At 55.5% G+C, this 19,331-nt stretch carries 15 protein-coding genes and 1 pseudogene; 10 read left to right on the forward strand and 6 right to left on the reverse strand.

Translation table 11 applies throughout. The features are described from left to right. Positions 1 to 141 precede the first annotated feature (141 nt). Complete coding sequence (gabP, locus tag CAG44_RS19735) at positions 142 to 1,533, forward strand: GABA permease (protein WP_075046444.1); 1,392 nt, start codon at positions 142 to 144, stop codon at positions 1,531 to 1,533. Between the two features lie 57 nt (positions 1,534 to 1,590). Here gabP and CAG44_RS19740 read toward each other — a convergent pair whose 3' ends face one another. Further along, positions 1,591 to 2,454, reverse strand: a complete 864-nt coding sequence (locus CAG44_RS19740; RefSeq protein WP_085692833.1) for a LysR family transcriptional regulator — start codon at positions 2,452 to 2,454, stop codon at positions 1,591 to 1,593. A 283-nt stretch (positions 2,455 to 2,737) separates the two neighbouring features. Here CAG44_RS19740 and CAG44_RS19745 point away from each other — a divergent pair, with 283 nt between their 5' ends. Next, a complete protein-coding gene (locus tag CAG44_RS19745; protein ID WP_085692834.1) occupies positions 2,738 to 4,276 on the forward strand; it encodes an MFS transporter in 1,539 nt (512 codons plus the stop codon). Positions 4,277 to 4,343: 67 nt separating this feature from the next. Here the strand turns inward: CAG44_RS19745 and CAG44_RS19750 are convergent, their stop codons facing one another. After that, a complete protein-coding gene (locus CAG44_RS19750; protein WP_025340723.1) occupies positions 4,344 to 5,219 on the reverse strand; it encodes a WYL domain-containing protein in 876 nt (291 codons plus the stop codon). A gap of 119 nt (positions 5,220 to 5,338) precedes the next feature. On the opposite strand from CAG44_RS19750, the gene CAG44_RS19755 reads away from it, so the two are divergent. The 4 genes from CAG44_RS19755 to CAG44_RS19775 all read left to right on the forward strand — a co-directional run bounded on the left by CAG44_RS19755 (position 5,339) and on the right by CAG44_RS19775 (position 9,361). Beyond that, positions 5,339 to 5,596, forward strand: coding sequence for a hypothetical protein (locus tag CAG44_RS19755; protein WP_025340722.1), 258 nt, complete (start codon positions 5,339 to 5,341; stop codon positions 5,594 to 5,596). Between the two features lie 11 nt (positions 5,597 to 5,607). Continuing rightward, complete coding sequence (locus CAG44_RS19760; RefSeq protein ID WP_085692835.1) at positions 5,608 to 6,660, forward strand: ADP-ribosylglycohydrolase family protein; 1,053 nt, start codon at positions 5,608 to 5,610, stop codon at positions 6,658 to 6,660. 308 nt (positions 6,661 to 6,968) lie between these two features. Beyond that, positions 6,969 to 7,529, forward strand: a complete 561-nt coding sequence (locus CAG44_RS19765; RefSeq protein ID WP_025340720.1) for a hypothetical protein — start codon at positions 6,969 to 6,971, stop codon at positions 7,527 to 7,529. A 386-nt stretch (positions 7,530 to 7,915) separates the two neighbouring features. Then, a complete protein-coding gene (locus CAG44_RS19775; protein WP_371858544.1) occupies positions 7,916 to 9,361 on the forward strand; it encodes a multiheme c-type cytochrome in 1,446 nt (481 codons plus the stop codon). 83 nt (positions 9,362 to 9,444) lie between these two features. On the opposite strand, the gene CAG44_RS19780 is transcribed toward CAG44_RS19775, so the two are convergent. Together CAG44_RS19780 and CAG44_RS19785 are read right to left on the reverse strand one after the other, a co-directional pair. Further along, positions 9,445 to 9,651, reverse strand: a complete 207-nt coding sequence (locus CAG44_RS19780; protein WP_085692838.1) for a co-regulatory protein PtrA N-terminal domain-containing protein — start codon at positions 9,649 to 9,651, stop codon at positions 9,445 to 9,447. Positions 9,652 to 9,916: 265 nt separating this feature from the next. Continuing rightward, positions 9,917 to 10,195: a DUF2790 domain-containing protein gene (locus tag CAG44_RS19785; protein ID WP_061303559.1), complete on the reverse strand. Its 279-nt coding sequence runs from the start codon at positions 10,193 to 10,195 to the stop codon at positions 9,917 to 9,919. A 1,805-nt stretch (positions 10,196 to 12,000) separates the two neighbouring features. Here CAG44_RS19785 and CAG44_RS28290 point away from each other — a divergent pair. The 3 genes from CAG44_RS28290 (at position 12,001) to CAG44_RS28295 (ending at position 13,465) form a co-directional block, all read left to right on the forward strand. After that, complete coding sequence (locus CAG44_RS28290; protein ID WP_143493877.1) at positions 12,001 to 12,294, forward strand: hypothetical protein; 294 nt, start codon at positions 12,001 to 12,003, stop codon at positions 12,292 to 12,294. Positions 12,295 to 12,371: 77 nt separating this feature from the next. After that, the gene (locus tag CAG44_RS19795; RefSeq protein ID WP_143493879.1) at positions 12,372 to 13,010 is read left to right on the forward strand and encodes a hypothetical protein; all 639 of its coding nucleotides are present in this window, start codon (positions 12,372 to 12,374) and stop codon (positions 13,008 to 13,010) included. 74 nt (positions 13,011 to 13,084) lie between these two features. Then, the gene (locus CAG44_RS28295) at positions 13,085 to 13,465 is read left to right on the forward strand and encodes a hypothetical protein (RefSeq protein WP_143493881.1); all 381 of its coding nucleotides are present in this window, start codon (positions 13,085 to 13,087) and stop codon (positions 13,463 to 13,465) included. Between the two features lie 238 nt (positions 13,466 to 13,703). Here CAG44_RS28295 and CAG44_RS19800 read toward each other — a convergent pair. After that, a pseudogene (locus tag CAG44_RS19800) lies at positions 13,704 to 14,063 on the reverse strand (transposase); the annotation flags it as partial. Positions 14,064 to 14,150: 87 nt separating this feature from the next. On the opposite strand from CAG44_RS19800, the gene CAG44_RS19805 reads away from it, so the two are divergent. Continuing rightward, positions 14,151 to 17,090, forward strand: a complete 2,940-nt coding sequence (locus tag CAG44_RS19805) for a DEAD/DEAH box helicase (protein ID WP_085692841.1) — start codon at positions 14,151 to 14,153, stop codon at positions 17,088 to 17,090. A gap of 96 nt (positions 17,091 to 17,186) precedes the next feature. Here the strand turns inward: CAG44_RS19805 and CAG44_RS19810 are convergent, their stop codons facing one another. Continuing rightward, positions 17,187 to 19,247 (reverse strand): hypothetical protein, encoded by a 2,061-nt coding sequence (locus CAG44_RS19810; RefSeq protein ID WP_085692842.1) that lies wholly within the window; start codon positions 19,245 to 19,247, stop codon positions 17,187 to 17,189. Positions 19,248 to 19,331: the final 84 nt, after the last annotated feature.

Here is a 19,331-nt window from a genome sequence, read left to right on the forward strand (position 1 = left end):
GCACTGACACGTTGCTCTGTGACGCGTGCCAAATATCAACAACAGAGCGCGAGTAACGTGTCGACTTATTGATTTCAAAGGAGATATTTTCGCCTACACCTGCCCGTCCATCCTTGTGTCAGCAAAAAGAGAACAACATCAATGAACACCGTGGGATCTGATGGCAACCTTGCACAAGGTTTCAAGCCACGTCATGTAACGATGCTGTCCATCGCCGGCATCATCGGCGCCGGACTTTTCGTCGGCTCTGGCCACGCCATCGCGGCAGCCGGGCCAGCTACCATAATTTCCTATTTCGTGGCCGGGACCCTGGTGGTACTGGTCATGCGCATGCTCGGCGAAATGGCCGTGGCACACCCGGACACCGGATCGTTTTCCACCTACGCCGAGCAGGCCATCGGCCGCTGGGCCGGCTACACCATCGGCTGGCTGTACTGGTGGTTCTGGGTACTGGTAATCCCGATCGAAGCACTGGCCGCCGGGCATGTGCTGAACGCCTGGTTCCCGCAGGTGGACAGCTGGATATTCGCCCTGGCTTCGGTGCTGCTGCTGGCCGGTACCAACCTGTTCAGCGTGGCCAAGTACGGGGAGTTCGAGTTCTGGTTCGCCATTCTCAAGGTCACGGCCATTCTCGGTTTCATCGGCTTGGGTTTCGCCGCACTGATGGGCTGGCTGCCCAACCGCGAGGTCAGCGGCCTGAGCGGCTTGATGGCCGAGCACGGCGGCTTCGCGCCGAAGGGCTGGTCGGCCGTGGTGGGTGCGTTCATCACCGTGATGTTCAGCTTCATCGGCACCGAAGCGGTGACCATCGCCGCGTCCGAGTCGAGCGACCCGTCGCGCAACATCGCCAAGGCCACTCGCTCGGTGATCTGGCGCATCAGCACCTTCTACATCCTGTCGATCTTCGTAATCATTTCGGTGGTGCCGTGGAACGACCCGCAGCTGGCGGTGGTGGGTTCCTACCAGCGTGCGCTGGAGATCATGAACATCCCCAACGCGGCCTTCATGGTCGACCTAGTGGTGCTGGTGGCAGTGACCAGCTGCATGAACTCTTCGATCTACATTGCCTCGCGGATGATGTACTCGCTGGCCAAGCGCGGTGACGCACCGGCCATGCTAAACAAGACCTCCAAGGTCGGTGTGCCACGCGCTGCGGTATTCGGCAGCACGCTGATCGGCGCGGCCATTGCCATCCTCAACTACTTCGCGCCGAAGGGCGTGTTCGAGTTCCTGCTGGCCAGCTCCGGCGCCATTGCCTTGCTGGTGTACATGGTCATCGCCATTTCGCAGCTGCGCATGCGCCGCCGCCTGGAGCGGGAAAACACCGAGCTGAAGTTCCGCATGTGGCTGTTCCCGTACCTGACCTGGGCGGTGATCCTGTTCATTGGCGGGGCACTGGCGGTCATGATGTTCACGCCTGAACACCGGGCAGAAGTGAGCTCGACATTGGGCCTGGCGATCGTGATTTCCTTCCTGGGGATCGTGACCACGCGAGGCAATGCGCAACCTGTGGGGGTGCGTTCGATGGGGTGATTGAGTTCACCTGGCGGTAGGGCAAAGGGCACCAGTGGATGGGTGCCCTTTGTTTTTTCAGCCCTTCATCATCTTGATGTATCTGATTGCCGCCGGCGCTTTCTCGAAGCACCGGTGGATCAGGCTAAGCCACGAGCTGGCCTGGCAGTCGACAATACGCCGGTAGTTCACCTGCGGCAGGCTGATGCGTTGCACCACCGATTCCGGCACCACTGCGATGCCTTGGCCGAGTGACACCAGGGTGATCACCGCCACCAGGCTGCCTGGCTGGGGGCCGAGCTTCGGGACGAAACCACCTTGTGCGGCCACCTCCAGCGTGCCGGAGATCTGTTCGGGCAGGATGAAGGTTTCATTGGCCAGGCGCGAGGCCGGGATCTGCGGCACTTCATTTATCCGTGAGCTGGCGGGCAGGGCGAGGACGAAACCTTCCTGGTGCAAGGCGATGGCTTCGAGTTCCTCGGGCAGCTCCATCGGTGAGCGCACATAGGCAAGGTCGAGCAGGCCGTCGCGGACCATGCCGGGCAGTTCGGCCATGGGCAGTTCGCGAATGTTCAGGCGCACGCCGGGGCAGGTTTCGCTGTAGCGGCTGACTTGCTGCTGGAGCATGCCCGAGTACGCGGCCGAGGCCACATAGCCCAGTTCGATGCGCCCGCTTTCGCCTCGGGCGGCCCGTTGCGCGCCCAGTTGTGCAGCATCGAACTGGCGTACGGCATGTTCGGCCTCGACCAACAGGGCCTGGCCCGCTGCGGTGAGGTTGACCTCGCGCTGGTTACGCTCGAACAGGCGCACGCCCAGCTCGCGCTCCATGTCCTGGATCTGCCGGCTGAGGGTGGGCGGGGCGATGCCCAGCTGTTCGGCGGCACGGGTGAAGTGACCGTGGCGGGCGACGCAGAGGAAGTAGCGGAAATGGCGGATTTCCATGGGTGTTACCTGCAGGGTAATGACGCGGGCCGCCGGGGCTAACAAGCCTGGGGGCTGGCGGCGTTATGGTGAGGCCAACACTACAAGGCTGATGGCTTGGCGGCAAAGGCTGCCAGGGAATTGCAGGGGACCGCTTTGCGGTCCGTCGCAGGCAAGCCAGCTCCTACAGGTATTGCGCAATCCTTGAAGGCGGTGCGGTCCCTGTAGGAGCTGGCTTGCCTGCGATGGGCTGCAAGGCAGCCCCGGCGATTTGACCAACCAGCCCTGCATCCGGAGCCTCACCATGCCCTCTGCGCGTTTCACCCTGCTCACCGCATCCCTGGTCTGCGCCCTGATCATCCTCGACACCAACATCGTCGCGGTCAGCCTGCCTAGCATCGCCCGCGACCTGTCCGGCTCGTTCGCCGATATCGAATGGGTGGTCAGCGCCTACCTGCTGGCCTTTGCCGCCTGCCTGCTGCCCGCTGGCAGCCTGGCCGACCGCTTTGGCCGCCGCCGCATGCTGCTGCTCGGCCTGGCCCTGTTCGGCATCGCCTCGCTGGCCTGTGGCGCGGCGCCCAACTTGCTGTTCCTCGACCTTGCCAGGGCAGCCAAGGGCGTTGGTGCGGCGCTGCTGCTGACCTCGGCCCTGGCCGCGATCGGCAACCGCTTCCACCAACCCCAGGAACGCATGCGCGCCTGGGCCTTCTGGGGCGCCTGCATGGGCGCCACCATCACCTTTGCGCCGCTGCTGGGCGGGTTGATCGCCAGCACCCTTGGCTGGCGCTGGATCTTCTACATCAACCTGCCGTTGGTGGCAGTGCTCGCAGTGATGGTGCTGCGCAGTGTCGAAGAGTCCCGTGACAGCGCTGCGGCCCGGCTCGACCCATGGGGCAGCCTGACTTTCTCCGGCAGCCTGGGTTACCTGATCTGGGCAATGATCGATGCCAACCAGGTGGGCTGGGGCAGTGCGCAAACCCTGGGACGGCTGGTGATCAGCGCCTTCCTGTTCGGCCTGTTCGTCATGGTCGAGCGGAGCCAGGAACGGCCGATGATCGACCTGCGGCTGATGCGCAGCGGGCGTTTCGTTGGTGCCTTGCTGGGCATGTTCGCCTACGCTGCCTGCGCCCAGGTGATGATGACCCTGCTGCCGCTTTACTTGCAGAACGGCCTGCAGCTGTCGGCCCTGGCCGCAGGGGCGGGCATGTTGCCGTTTGCCGTGGCCATGCTGCTGACGCCACGCCTGGGCATGCGCCTGGCTGCGCACTTGAGCCCGTCGCAGGTGTTCGCACTCGGCCTGGTATTGGTCGGGGCGGGTAACCTGTTGTGTGCCTGGGCCACGCAGCAGGGCAGTTACGGTGTATTCGCCCTGGCCAGCCTGGTGCTGGGTGCTGGTGCCGGACTGCTGAATGGCGACACGCAGAAGAACGTCATGGCTTGCGTGCCGCGTGAGCGTACTGGCATGGCCTCAGGGCTGAGCACCACGACGCGGTTCGGGGCGATCGTGCTGGCCATTGGAGTGCTCGGTGGCGTGCTGGCTGCTCGTAGCGGGCAGTTGCTGCACGAGGTCATGGCTGTGGTGGCGCCCGGGCAATCGGGGCAGGTTACCGCGATGGCGACGCGGGTTGCCGCTGGGGACTTGCAGGCGGCGTTGGCATTGCTTGAGCCCGGGTTGCGGGAAACGGTGGCCCCCTTGGCCCGTCAGGCGTTCATCGGGGGCTTCGAAGCCGTGTTGCAGGTCGCTGGTGTGGCGGCGCTGCTGTTCGCGATGCTGGTCGGCGTGTTGCTGAGCCGGCCGCTGCCGGCCATGCCGGAGGTATTGCTGGCCGAGGGGCGATCATGAAACGTGCGGCGGGACACCACGACACAGCGACTGGGGGCATCGAGCCCCTCGTCGCGGCATCCGACAATCAGTCATTCAACAGCCATGGCTTCAGTTCCTTGAGGTTGCTCACCACCAGTTGCTGCGCCTCGGGAAGTACTGCCAGGTTGCGGTGGTCGATCTGGTAACGCTGCAACACGTACTTAACCAGCGCCCTGCGGCTGGGCACCACCAGTTGCCCCTGCGTCATGCCAAAGTCGGTTTCGATGATTGCCTTCTGCGCCGCGTTCAATCGCCCGTCAGGTTCGAAGATGACCGGCACCTCGACATTCCAGTCTTCATCCTGCTCGCGCGTGTTCGGCGACTGGTCGAGCAGGTCTGGCTGCCCACGCAGGCGGCTGAGGACGAAGTCGCGATACTGGCCGTTCTTTTCGCAGTAAGCCCTCACGTGCCAGCGCATGCCGGTGTAGACAAGCGTGTGCGGGGCGATGAGGCGCACCTCCACGTTGGGGGTGTTGAAGGACACGTATTCGGTTTCCAGGCGCAAGCCTTCACGGCAGGCCTTGAGCAAGGGGCGCAGCACTTCCGGGCGAATAGGCCGGTCCGGCACTTCCAGCACCCGGGTATGCGCATAGGCCAGTGCCAGCCCGTCGATGTGCGGGGCCCGCTCATTGTTCTGGTAAAGCAGGTGCAGGTAGGCGCTGGCGCTGTCGTCGATGAACAGCGGCTTGAACTGCTTGCTTGGTACATAGCCCTTGAGCTGCTTGTCATATGTCAAGTTTTTGGGCGCATGTTCGGTGATGTAGGTATTGATGTCCTTCGACGCCTGCTGGCGGCTGATGCCAAAGCTCTGCATCAGGTGGCCCGTGGTCAGCCGGCCTTCCCACCAGGCAACGGTCTCGATCAAGCGATAGCGAAGTGCCAGGTCCCAGCGTACCTGCTCGATGGATTGCTTGCGTTTCATACCCTCTCCATGTGCGCGATAACTTTACCTGTATAAGTCTACATTCTAGACCTGTCACTAAACACTACATATCGTGTTCCTGTCTTCGAAATAAATTGAAGTCACGAAAGGAAGTGGACATGACCATGTCTGAAGCGGTTTCAACAGGAGCGTTGGTGTTGATCGGGGTGATCCTGGTGGTGCTCCTGATGCAGTACCTGCGGTTGCGAGAAATCTGGCACCTGGTTTTCGCCTGTCGCCAGGACGCGCGTTGGGCGCGGATATGGGAGATGGAAAACCGGGAGCTACGTGCGGCACAGCGTGCCGACAAAGCGCACATCGCACAGCTGCAAAGCAAGCTGGTGCTTTTGCAGAACCTGGTCTCTGCAGAAGAGTGACAAGGGAAGACATGAACAGACTTGAACGGATCAAAGGCTGCCTGCTAGGTGGCGCAGTGGGAGACGCGCTTGGCGCCCCCGTGGAGTTTCTCGAGTGGCCTGTGATCAAGGCCAGGTTCGGCGCGCAGGGCATCATTGATCTTGCCCCGGCCTACGGCATCACCGGTGCGATCAGCGACGATACGCAGATGATGCTGTTCACCGCTGAAGGCTTGCTGCGGGCTTATGTGCTTGGGAGTTCACGGCAGCGCTGTCATGTTCCGAGCATTATTCATCACGCGTTGCTGCGCTGGCTGATGACACAGGATTACCCCTCGACGATACCGGTGACCACGGATGGCTGGCTGATCAAGCACGTGGAGCTCTGGTCGCGCCGCGCCCCCGACGCAACTTGCCTGAATGCGCTCAAGAGCAGCGGGCGGCTGGGTGCGGTTGCCGAAAACAACAGCAAGGGCTGCGGTGCCCTGGTACGGGTTGCACCCTGTGCATTCTTTGCCCATGCATTTGACTACGCAGCGCAGTCCGGGCGACTGACGCACGGGCATCCGACCGGTTACCTGGCGGCAGGGCTGTTCGCCGACATTCTCCAGCGCATTGTCGATCGACAAGATAGCGTGGAGCACGCTGTGACTCAGAGCCTGGCCAGGTACGGGCAGGTACCTGGCATGGAGGAAACGCGCAGCCTGATCGAGCGCGTGCTGTTCTTCTATTACGAGGGCTATGCACCCACCCCGCAACGCATTGACGATTTTGGCGCTGCTTGGGTCGCTGACCAGGTGCTGGCGGTTGGGTTGTGGTGTGCGCTGACAGCTCGGTCACTCGAGGAAGGGGTAGCCATGGCGGTGAATCACAGCGGCGACAGCAGCAGTACCGGGCTGGTCGTCGGGCACTTGCTGGGTGCGCAACATGGTGCTGCCGCTATCCCTGTCCGCTGGCTCGAGCGCCTGGAACTGCGCCAGGTGATTGCGCAGGTAGCCGAAGATATCGAGCGCATTCCGCGGGAGTATTGTGGGGTTGGCGGGGAGTTCGATCAGCAGATCGAACTGGCTTATCCGGGTAGTTGAGTGCAGTGAAGGCCATGAGTTTGCACAGGGGCCGAGGAGCCGGGACGTTTCGTTTTACAGCCCGCCCCCGGTTCTCGAGTCGAGTGGATGATATTGATATCCACTCGAAATTCGTCGATGAGCCTGTTGATCGCTTGATCGCCACTGAACTGGGCAGCCGAGATCCCTATAAAAAGTAGACCAATCCGTCAAGATACTGGTCCGGTGGTTTTGAAACTTTATGTTGCAGCTGGTAATCGGTATCATTAAGATTAAATTTCAGGACGCAAGGAGAGCATTGTCCATATAAAAAGAAGGTCATAAAAATAATGCTGAAAATGCTCCTCGTGTATGTTCATCTGCTCGCCACCTGTATTGCCCTCGGTAGGGTCTTGCTTGCCGATCACAAGCTTTGGAGTTGGCGCAAGGAAGCGCTGGATCAGGCAAAGCATGAGTACCTGGAAGAAACCAGGAAAATTGCCACCCTTGCGTTACTGGCTCTTTGGGGCAGTGGTCTGCTGTTGATACTTCAGGGATATCTTCTCGAGGGCGCAGCGTATTTGCTCAACCAGAAGCTCTGGGCCAAGGTTGCGGTTGTCGCGTTGCTGACATTGAACGGCGGCCTGTTGCATCGCATCGGCTTCCCGTTGTTGCAAAAAGCCCCTTTCGTCTTGTTACCGGGTTCCGACCGCGGTCGCCTTGCACTCTTGGGGGCGTTCTCCATGAGTGGTTGGCTGTTCGCCGCTTTTCTGGGGGTAGCCCGAGCCTGGAACCATGTCATGCCATGCATGCATGTGATGGCGGTGTTCACGGCATTCGCTTTGCTGGCTTGTATCGTGGCGCTTGTGGTCGCCAGCACGGCAGGCACCATGGAAACTACGGCTTCATAGTGGCTGTGACACAACTCAAGCGTAAATAGCATGAAACTTCCCGGGCGCAGGAACCAGGCAGCGTATTCGTACCCCCGACTTCGGGGTGAGTTGCCCCACTAATGGGCGTGATACCCCAGCAGTTTGTGGGCCCCATTAACTGAGCGCTTCAAGCGCTGAACAATACCTGCTGGTCTTCCTGTTGCCCCGACATGTTTTTGCGGGGCTGGCAAGCCAATTGCTGAGTGAACATATCCTGTTCATCAAAGGTGCAGAGTCGGAAAGCAGCGAAGCTGACAGTACCTATTGAGTGATTGCAGGTAACCATCGGTTGGCGGCACAAATACCCCTGGCTACTCAATAGAAGCATTGCTGCGCGCCTCTACAACCGCCCAGGGGAAATGCTTATGAGGCATACGTTTGTGCGGCTGGCACTGCCGAAGTTGTGTTTTCTGGCCTGCCTGCTGATGGCAACGCTGGTGGTGGTAGCCGAGGAACTTCAAGGCAATGACAATCAAGGTAACGAGAAGTGGCTGGAGCCGGCGCGCTCCAGGCTCTTGCATGTGACTGGCGCGATGCCGTTCTTTCCGCATCGGGCCAATACCCCCGGCAACCTGGTTCTCAATGTGCAGGACTTCGACAACGCCCAGGTATGCGGTGCTTGCCATACGGAAATCTACAAGCAGTGGCGCTCATCAATGATGTCCCAGGCCTGGGATGAACCTATCTATCGGGCGTTGCTCAAGCGTGCGAGTGCAGCCACGGAAGGCAAGGTCGACAACTTCTGCACCGGCTGCCATACCCCGATCGGTCTCACGACCGGGCAGATCAATTCGCAAGTCAATCGCTCCTCGATTGAAGACAGCGCCAAGAATCATCCGATGCCAGGGGTCGATTGCGAGTCCTGTCACAACATCAGTGCCCGTACTGGGCTTGATAACGGCGCCTATGTTCTGAGCCCTCGGGCACATGGTAAACCGACCAAGTTCGGCCCGCGCAAAGATGCCGTGTCGCCTTATCACGACACCGTATATTCCGACCTGCACACGCGTTCGGACTTTTGCGGCACCTGCCACAACGTCACGCATCCTTTCAGCAGCGTGGCGGTCGAGCGCACGTATGACGAATGGCAGGAGAGCGCGTACAGCCTTAACGGTGTCACCTGCCAAAGTTGCCATATGCCGGGTTTTGCGGGTAAGGCCGCGATCATGGGGCCGGACCGCGAAGATGTTGCCTCGCATTGGTTCAGCGGGGCCAACGCCATGATGCTCAAGCATCTTGGCCAGGAAGAGGGCGCGCAACGCGCGCGCGACATGCTTGCGCGCGCAGCGGAAATAACCTTCCAGCAACCGCCGGCAGTCATCACGCCCGGGCAATACACCTCGGTAGCCGTCAAGGTTGCCAACGTCGGTGCCGGGCACAAATTGCCGACTGGCTTTCCGGAGGGCCGGGAGATGTGGATCGATTTCCAGGTGCTGGATGCCAGTGGGCGAGAGCTCTATCGGCTGGGCTCGATCAAGGACGGCAAGACCGAGGACAACACGCGAAACTTCAAAGTGCACATAGGCGACAAGGACGGTAATCCGTTGGATGTGGAGGTGTGGAATGCCACGCAAATACTCTCGGACAACCGCATACTGCCCAAGGGTTACGAAATCGGCGAGTTCTCCTTCCTGGTACCGACCGACGCCGTCGGGCCGTTGACCCTGACTGCCACCCTGAACTACTGGCCGTTCTCGCAGAAACTGGCCGACTACCTGCTCGGCAAAGACCAACTGCAGGTGGAAATCACCCAGATGGCCAAAGCCACACAGAGCGTCCCCCTGTCCCCGATCACTGCGTACCGACCCTAGCGGCATATGTTCATGCGTTGGTGGTGACGGTATGGATCGAAAACGCCTGCTATATGACCAGGCTGGAGGACGCGCTATATCGATCAGCCCTTGGCGTCATTGGCTGGCTTGGCTTTGCTTTCAGCTATAGCGGCTTCTGCTTTCTGTTTCTCTGCGAGCTGGAAGGCCTGCATCGAGGCTTTGCGGGCTGACTCCATGCGTGCGAAGGTCCGATCACCACCGCCGGAGGCCATCGCCAGAGTAGAAGCGGTCAGGGCGGCGGCAACGAAGAGAACTTTCATGGTTTTCATCTGGATATCCTCAAGTAAAACTTTGTGAACTGCTCAGCATGACTCCAGCACTGTTTGGCTGGAGTGTGCTGTTGTTGGCTGAAATTGAATTTCAGCTATTTCTGGTCATTAACTTGCAGAATTAGGCTGTCAAGATAATAGTGTTTCTCGCGAATGAACTTTTAATCATTCGCTCATGTCCGTTTTCAGGTGATGGAAACATCATTCGCACTGAATGCGGACGAGGTTTGACTTCCGTTTCTGGGGGGCTTTAACGTTGGGCGGATCAGGCCACGCCAGTAGGAGCTGCGGGGCTTCCACCCCATTCGAGGAAGCGGATCTTGTGAATCTCGCCCTTGCTGTCTTCATACACTACGGTTACCGGTACCACACCGGTCTTGTCGGATGTATCGGTGCGTTGCAATACGCGTTTCACATCGATGTTCATCCCGTAGTGGTATTCGACGGCAGAGATATGCGCGCCGGGTTCTTGCAGGCTGTTATGGTCAAAGACACTTGGTGCGAGACTGGAAATCACGGCACTTACAATTGTGGCCATGCTCATAAGGCTGTACCTCTACTGAAGTTCGCTTGACAAGGACCTAATCTGACACGCCGAGAAAGTGAAGTTCATTTCACCACGACGAACGCGCTTGGCTGAAACGCCAGTAGTGGCAAAAAACTCCCAGCAATTCCCCGTGCCTGACACATTTCGACCATTCGTCCTTTGACCCCCGTATCTGTTGGGCGAAGTCCGTTTTTGAGGCTGGCCGAGCACGGGGAAGGGCAGTGCGGGGTTCAGCGCATCATGCCGAGTTCGGCATCATCCAGCAGTGCTTTGCTGGCCATTAATCGATCCCACTCGTGTTGCAGGTGCTTGTGCTGCTCCTATCTCCGACAAGCCGGGCTTTCATGGAACTGCATATGACTTGTTGATTTGGCGGGGGCCCTGTGGGAGCGGGTTTACCCGCGAACACCGGCACAGCCGGTGCCATGCACCGCGTTGGATTCTTCGCGGGTAAACCCGCTCCCTCGAGTACAGCATCGGCCTGAGGAAACGGCCTACACGGAAGGGGTGAAATCTGATTTTGGGGCTCGCGCACCCTAAAATCCAGGCACAAAAAAAAAAGACGCCCGAGGGCGTCTTTTTCTTTGGAATTTGATGGGCCGGGGTAATTTGAATTGGTTGGCTAAGCCTCTCTTTTGGCTGAGAAAGTATTTTTCAAAAAGTAGTTCTGGAATACCAATTGGAATGCCGAAAGCCAGATTTCACGAGGAGCGAGCTTATCTAAGGCTGTGATGGTTAGAGTTCACTCTGAAGCTTTGAGTCTCAGATGCTGTACCACAAGGAGCTGACGGCCAGGATCAGAGAAAATGCTGCCTAGCGCCTAGTGCTGGTAAAGACGCAGTCACACACTGCGAAACTCGCATGAGCAGCGAACCTATTCATGCCGGACGGCATAACCGTCCTGCAATAGACACGTTCTGTGAGAATCGAGTAGAGCCGCAGGTGAATTTGCTCCCGCGTTTGGTCGAGCAACAACGGCTGCTCATCTGCACGCTGAAAGCCTCAGCCTAGACACGGATAGCCAAAGGAACAAGGAATTTTATACACCGCGCCTGCCTAGAAAGTTATGTGCCAATTGGTGTGTATTAATAGTTGCCTATTCATTCCAGGTAAGGAGCATTGATGGATATCTTATGGTGGTAAAAGACAGTTGAGTACTTTTTCGTTCAAAAGTATGTGGATCTCAACATGTTTATTGCGCCATTGGATGGGGTCACGAAAAAGCTGGTGATGCTATCTTCTCTAATGTAAATAAATGGGTGTTGATAGAGTTTAAGCGTGACAAAAGCGCAATTGCTGATGAAGTCGGGAAATTTACAGATTACGATTCAGCTAAGAGTGTGTTGGAGTCAATTGGAATTCATTATTTAATAATTTATGGTGTTGCCGAAAACGATGATTTCCTTTTGAGGTGTAGGCAGTATTTTTCTGGAAAGGACTTGGCGATTTAGCAAGTTCTTGTTTTAGGAGCAACAAAAGATAGCTTTATTAGCTATCTTGGAAAGTTTGTGGAGTTTAAAAAGACGTCAAAAACTGGCGCGGGTGGCTATTCGTTCGTTGCTGGTGTCAGTCATGATGGGACTGTGACAAAATGTATGAAGGTATCCGAGTTTGCGGAGAACTTGCACCTTGAAAAAGCTTTACAACAGAAATTTCAACAAAAGAAGGAACAAAGCTATTCAGGCCCTAGTATGGGTATGTGGAATAGCTAACAAGTTGCTGCGCGCAAAAAATTACTCGTTGCGCTCATAGCTCCCGGTGAGTAAAATCCTATACTAATCAATCGGACTCGGTGAGATGGTATGACTATATATGTTGCGATTATGTTGATCTTGTCAATCGCTAGCGGATTTGTTTCTGCGGGAAGTTGGTTGTACGCAAGCATTGTGAAAGTCAGCCATGAAAAAGAGATGGAGCGCCGTCGGAAAAAAGCTGAAAGGAAAGGCGAGAAACCAAATTATGCCTCCGTAAGCTTGGATGGGTGGGATATGTCTGCAACTTTTTCTGCACAATCTCGATGGAATGCGATCGGCGCTATATTTGCTGCTATTTCAATATTGCTGCAAGCACTTATTCAGATCCTTGATTTCGTATAGTAATTGGCTCAAATCGTCGCTTCGCTCACTGGGATGGACTAAACCCGTCCCTTAACCAAACGTTAGGCCTCCTTTACATGACCGCACTCGTATTCGCACTTCAACCCGATCAAGTTTGCGTCGCAATGGACACTTTGGTGGTTGGAGCTGATGACCGCATGCCGCTGGCCTTCCAACGTAAGTTCCTGTCCGTTCCAGACTCTGATCTGTTGGTCGCAGGAACCGGCCACGCCGGGTTCGTAACTGGCTGGTTTGGTTACCTGCAAACCCTGAAGTGTTTAGGAGATGTTGATAACGTCGGATCCATCGCGCCAAGTGTGCTCAAAGCATCAGCAGATGCAGCTGGCGGGCTCGGCTTCATTACCACAACGATCTATCACTTTGGCTACTCACGAGCAGAGGGGCAGTACGTTGGATATGCCTACAGATCAACCGCCAACTTCCAACCAGAGCGTCTTCCTTACGCGCTTGGATTAAAGCCGCAGGTTCCGGTCTTGACCACTGACAATATCCAATTTCCGGATTTCATGATCGATATTGTCGTGCGCCAACAGCAACACGATCGATCCCAACCACTCCAGCATCAGTTGGGCATCGGAGGGGAGATTGATTTTGTCGTTCTTTCATGCCGAACTACGCGCGTCGAGACCGTGCACCGCTTCATCACCTACGAGAGCGAAAAGCAGCACATCGAGGGTCGCGATGCGAAGGCCTAACAATTAATTCATTCAAGCCGACGCCACTTCGTGGCGCGGCTTAATTCTGTCGTTGGCATATTAGAGATCCGAGCATGGTTATCGAAGCATTATCTGCCATTATTGATGCCGCTAGATTCTGGAAGGAAAAAAATAATGAGACATCTGAAGAACTCAGAAACAAGCGTGAGGCTCTACAACTGGTAATGGATGCCGTAATCGCAACAAAGGCCTATTTGTACGATCTAGAGCAAGGAGTCGAGCCATCTCGCGATCAGGAAAGAGAGCTGGCGCGGAAATGGAACCATGCATCAATGGCTATCAGCGAATATGATTATCAGCTTTATAGTTCAGCTCGACTAAAGGCTTTAGGCTGGGCAGACCCCCGCGAATGGAAAAGAGCAGAGCTACGCCCTTGGGTCATAAAACTTGATGTAATTATCGATCAATGCCAATACATTCTCAGCAAAGGCTAATAATGTGCTCAACTATCGCTCACTCCGTTCGTTGGAGAGCCAAAAGCTACGCTTTTTCCTGCTCGTTGGATTAATCGTTAGGCTCAATTGAATTAGGGGCAACATAGAGTCAGAAGGACTCGATAATGCCAAGATAAAGAAAGATTTTATTGAGGCAGCCCTTGCGATATTGGTGGGCGTAGTCCTATCTCTATTAAAATTGAAGAACACGTTATCAATCAAGGCTCGCTGGATATACCTAGGCTCTGTACGAAAAGAGATGTCGAAAACACTGCATGGAACAAGCCAGTGCGACCATTGCTGCATGACTTTTCGTAAGCTTGTCGAAGCGTGTCACGATGCGGCGGTTCTCTTCCAGTCAGCCAAATATGCGCTCGATAATGTTGCGCTGTCGGTACTTCGGCCGGTCAAACAGTCTGGCTAAGCCAGGCTTGGGTTTGCGCTTCATTGAGCGCAACGGGATCACGGGTTGCATTCGGTACTGGTCTCAGTAGCGGTGTAGCGCTTCGGCGTCGTAGCACCTGTCGGCGAGAAACCATTTGCAGCGCTTGCGCGGGCGGTCACGTTGGCTCGATGGAATGCTGACTTCGTCCAGCAGTGGTTAAGATCATGCGAGCAATAGTATGCGTGCTATCATGTCGCCATCCTATTCCCCAGAAGTCTTTTCTGCCTCCAGGTAATCACCATGGACGATGTAGTCAAAACGCATTTGGATGTGTACCAAAGCTGGCAAAGCCATCACTTCAATTTCAGTCTCGACGATCCAAAGACCAACGCACCTGGGCTGCGCAAGCCTCAACTGGCTGCGCTTTATGCCACCCTGGGGCACTTGGTGGTTGATCCTTCTTCGACCGCCACAGTCGTCATGCCGACCGGTACAGGGAAGACTGACACCATGCTCGCGCTGATCATCGCTGCGAGGATGGCAAGAACCTTGATCCTGGTTCCCTCGGACGCCCTCAGAACGCAGTTGGTGGGTAAGTGCACGGAGATGAAGACGCTCCGCACCGTGGGGGCGGTATCGGACACGGCGCGCAATCCTATTGTGGCGGCCATCGATTCAAAGTTGTCAGAGGAGCAGGTTGCTGATTTGGCGAGCGCCAACATTATTGTGGCTACTCCCCAGGCGCTGCTGCTATTCGAAGGCGCCGCCTTGGGCGCGCTGGTTAATATGTGCAGCCACCTGATGATCGACGAGGCTCATCACGTCGCTGCGGCCAGCTGGAATCGAATCAAAACCGCCTTCATCGGCAAACCGTGTATTCAGTTCACAGCGACGCCATTCAGGGAAGATGGTCTGGCTCTGGCCGGTAAGATCATTTACAACTACCCGCTGCGGGATGCGCAGCTTGACGGCTATTTCAAAGGTATCGAGTTTCATCCGGTACGAGAATATAACCTCAAGCTGTCCGATCAGGCCATTGCAGACAAGGCTGTTGAGCTGCTCAGGGCTGACCTCAAGGCTGGGTATAACCATCTGATGATGGTGCGGGCAAAGTCGCACAAGCGGGCGTCGGACCTGTTTGAGATATACAAGCAGCACCCCGACCTCACGCCGGTACTGATTCATAGCAATGTGCCGAATCAGGCTAGGGTGATGGCTGAAATTATCAAGAAGAAGCACCGGATCATCGTGTGCGTCGATATGCTTGGTGAGGGCTTCGATCTGCCCGAGCTCAAAATTGCTGCCATTCATGACCAACACCAAAGCCCTGCTGTGACGCTTCAGTTCATTGGCCGGCTGACACGGGTTGATGCGGCCCTAGGCGATGCCAAGTTCGTGGCGAACATCGCTAACCAGAAGACCGACCATCAGATGGCTGACCTCTATAAGGAGAGTGCTGACTGGGGGGCAGTCATTCGCAATGTAAGTGAGAAAAAGGTCAGCCGGGAAATTGAGAAGGCGGACTTCAACGAACAGTTCGCTGAGGGTGACGATGCCCAAGTGATCTTTGGGCTCAACCCGAACCCCAAAATCAGCGCCGTGGCGTATCACGTCTCTGCCAAAGACTGGACACCGCAGCGGGCGCAGAGTCTGGACGGACGTAGAGAGATACTGCAGTACTTCTCGATCAATGAGCAAGCCGATACCGTTATTGCGGTAACCCGGCGAGAGACATTAGTTGGCTGGGCTCAGACCGAAGAGATCGTCGATACCAACTGGAATCTTTACATCGCGTTCTATGACAAAGCGCAGAAAACCCTCTTCATTCACACCTCGGGTGACGACACTCAGGCAACTCGCTTCCTGAACCTGGTGGCCAAAGACTCCCGTCGCATCAATGGTGAGCCGGCGTTCCGGACGCTCCACGACATCAAGCTGATGAAGCTTCAGAACGTTGGCCTGTCCCGCGCCCGGAAAGACCTGCGGTTTACGATGCATGTGGGGCGCGACATCAACCAGGTGATCAGCGATATCGAGAAAGGCAATGCGACAAAGTCGAACATCTTCGCCACTGGTTTTGAGGATGGAGAACGAACCACCGTAGGCTGCTCGCACAAGGGCAAGATCTGGGAGATGAACTCCTCTCCGATAAACTACTGGGTCGAGTGGTGCAAGCGAATGGCGGTCAAACTCAACGACAACACCATTGACCCTGGTGACGTCCTCAAAAATGTCATGCGTGCCGACCAAATCAAGGGCAAATGGCCAGAGGGGCTGTTCTACGCCGACTGGCCTGTGTCGATCGCGATCGAAAACGAGCAAAGGATCTCGCTGTATTTTCAGGGAGAGACTTTCAACCTGCTCGATGTCGAGCTTGGTAAGCCTGAGTACATTGATGCACGGACGCTGGAGATCCCCGTCATTGTTGTGGGTAACGAGGGTGAGGAGCGCCGGCTGACCACCATCGCCATCAAATTGTTGGAGGATGGGTACAAGACCTCCTGCCCAGGTGTGAAGATCCTTTACCCCCACGAAATGCCACTGGATTCTTATCTGGATGGAGAGCCGCTGGTACTTCTCAAGGTCGACGGATCCATGGTGCAGGGGAACTACCGTCAATACTCGCTTAACAGCATGGATGTAAAACTACCTGCCGGTTTGCTCGAAGCCTGGGATTGGGGAACGACGAAAATCCATCAGGAGTCCATGCGTGCGGAACGACGCAAGGATTCAGTACAAGGGTTCACTTTCGACAAGATCGCTGACGATTACTCAATCGTGTTCAACGATGACGGCAAAGGCGAAATCGCTGACCTGGTGGCAATTCGGGAAAACCAGGATGCAATTTACGTCGACCTGTACCACTGCAAATTCTGTCCTATGACGGATGGCGTGGCTGCGCCTGGGGCGCGCGTCGCCGATGTCTATGAAGTATGCGGTCAGGCATCCAGGTCGGTGAAATGGCTTTACACCGGCGACAAGTTCTTCAACCGGCTAATGGATCGCTACCAGCAAGGACTGCTGAAGGATTTCGACAGAATCCTGAAAGGCACGCCTCAGCAGCTGGAGATCCTGCGCAACAAATGCCACGACCATGAGCTGATCTTCAAGTTTGTGATCGTGCAGCCTGCGATATCAGCGAAGAAGGTATCGAAGGAGCAACTGGCCGTCTTAGGAACGAGCTACTCATACATCAAGAGCATCTCGGGCTCGGACATCAAGGTCATTGTTAGCCCTTGATAGACTTGCATCAGCGGAATTGCAGCTGATTCCGCTGATGTCATGCTTTGATCCGCACCTCCTAGGCTCCTTTTGGTAATAGTCTATAAGTAGGAGTCAAAAGTTTTTGCGAAGATTGCCTTTGGCGATTTTCTCCAAGATCTGCATGTAGCGCTCAGATGTTACTTTAGAAATTTCTAAGGTGTTGGTAAAAATGGGGGGGAGATCTTTGCCGGGAATCTCGTATTTTGCGGAAACCTGCGTGGTCAGTGCGTTGTAGAGACTGATCAATGTTGGGCAGCTAGCATATTGAGGAAACACTCGGACCGCCTCGTCCAGAGAGTTATACAGGGGGATGCTGTACATGTGGCCCGTGGTTTCATCTATGTTCCCGTAGAATCTCGCTTGCGCGTCTTTGAGGAAGTGTTTGAGCAGGTGGGGGTCCAGCACAGGCACACCGTTGCGGGGATACCCTGCATGAAACTGGCCATTTATGATCACTAAGGGCATAACCGTAATGTCATTGCGGCCTATGAGTGACGGGTAGTGCACTGCGCAGAATTCTTGTAGGTTTTCGCGGACTCGCTCTGCTTTTCGGCTGGCTTGAGTAGTTTTGTATTCTATTCCATTGTTGTCGAAGATCTCGTTGTGATAATCCAGTGGAGTGATCGGTGTGCGCCGGCTTCTGAGTTCAGCGATTACTATCAAATTGCCTAGGGCAAATGTCAGATCAATTTCTTCAAATTTTTTTGGCGCGTACTTGAATTTCAATGCCGCGGTCCAGTAGAGGTGCTCAGCCAGTACTGGGTTGTTTGATCGGCACTCTTGCATAACTTTTAACGTGTCTAGCTCGAATAATTTGCCACGTCGTTTAGAATTGGGGTCTATCCGCTGCAGCCAAGTGTCGAAATTTCGCCCAATACTAGCAGTCAGCAGGGCGCTCACTGGGAAACATACATGCTCATCAAGAACCAGCAAGGGTTGGCTCCAAAGGTCGTTTTGGATGCTGCGGGCGTCGTAGGAGAGCATCTCGATAACGATAGTTACGTCTTCTGGAGTCATCTTTGTGCAACGCACTAGGTTATCAATCAAATCGTCCAGCCGAATTCTTGGGGCAAAGTCCAGCAGCTCGTCCCACTGCCTTGGCGATGGCTTGGATAAAGCCGTCTCTTTAATCTGAATTGAAAGAATCGCTAAGTGAAACCACACCTTCAAAACATTGCGGATTGCCTTATCCTTGGTATTGCCGGATGCTGAGTACAGCAAGGGATGCAGGTGCTCGTCGACCATGTAGTGTGGTGCGGCACGATGATAGAAAGCCGACATCTGCGCCTCATCCGATAGATCCTGCCATCTAATGCAGGATAATACGTTACCCGAGCTTTGGTAATGCAGGTATTGACCTTCGTATAACAATGACTCAGCAATCAAGCGCCGGTTTTTCCAATCACGGACGATATGCATTGCATTGGTGGCGTTATGGTGATCCCGACGATATTTGGAGACGGCCTTGATCAAATGTGGGTCAGGTGTGGTGGAGGCTAGTACCACTCCATTTGGATGCGGGAAAAATCTGACCTCGCCGTAGAGCAAATCCTGCCAGATTCGCGAGAAGCTATGAAAAATCTGGGCCATTGAGGTTTCGTTCTCAAAGAATATGAATTTGTCCAGTTGATGAGGACGAGCTTCAGGAAAGACCCGGTCTATGTCATCTCTATATTTTATTAATAGTTCCCAGAAAGGCCCGCATAAGCTATCGAGCCGAAACGCGTTCAAGGTATTAGGATCAACCTCAACGCCGCCATTAGTAAGGGTGGACTTAAGGTCAAGATACTGTTCCATCGCCGCGTCGGGCTGCCCCGTCATGAGCGCCATCTGTTCCTCGGAAATCCGGTAGAATGCGTGATTGGCGGCACCCAAGTGTGCTTGGATAAGTTCGTCCGCGCTTAGCGGAGCTTCTCGGCTAAAAGTGAATTGCTGACGAGTATTTTGTACGCGCTGGAAATGCTCATTGAGCCAGCTAACACCATTGAGAAAACCGCGCTCCTCGGTTCGCTCGCCCCTAGTCCACTCATAGGCTTGAAGCCAGCTGGAAATATTAAACTTCTCTAGCATAGCTGGATGGGGAAGTTGTCGATCACGGGCTAGTTTCAACAGCGTTGTTTGGGAGTGGTTCATAGCGAGAAATCCCTGCCTCGATTGTTGGAAATGGTGTACCTCGCAGCTAATAGCGCAGCCAAACGATATTCCCTTGTATGGCTC

This window comes from Pseudomonas sp. B13(2017), from assembly GCF_002113245.1.
Taxonomy (GTDB): domain Bacteria; phylum Pseudomonadota; class Gammaproteobacteria; order Pseudomonadales; family Pseudomonadaceae; genus Aquipseudomonas; species Aquipseudomonas putida_Z.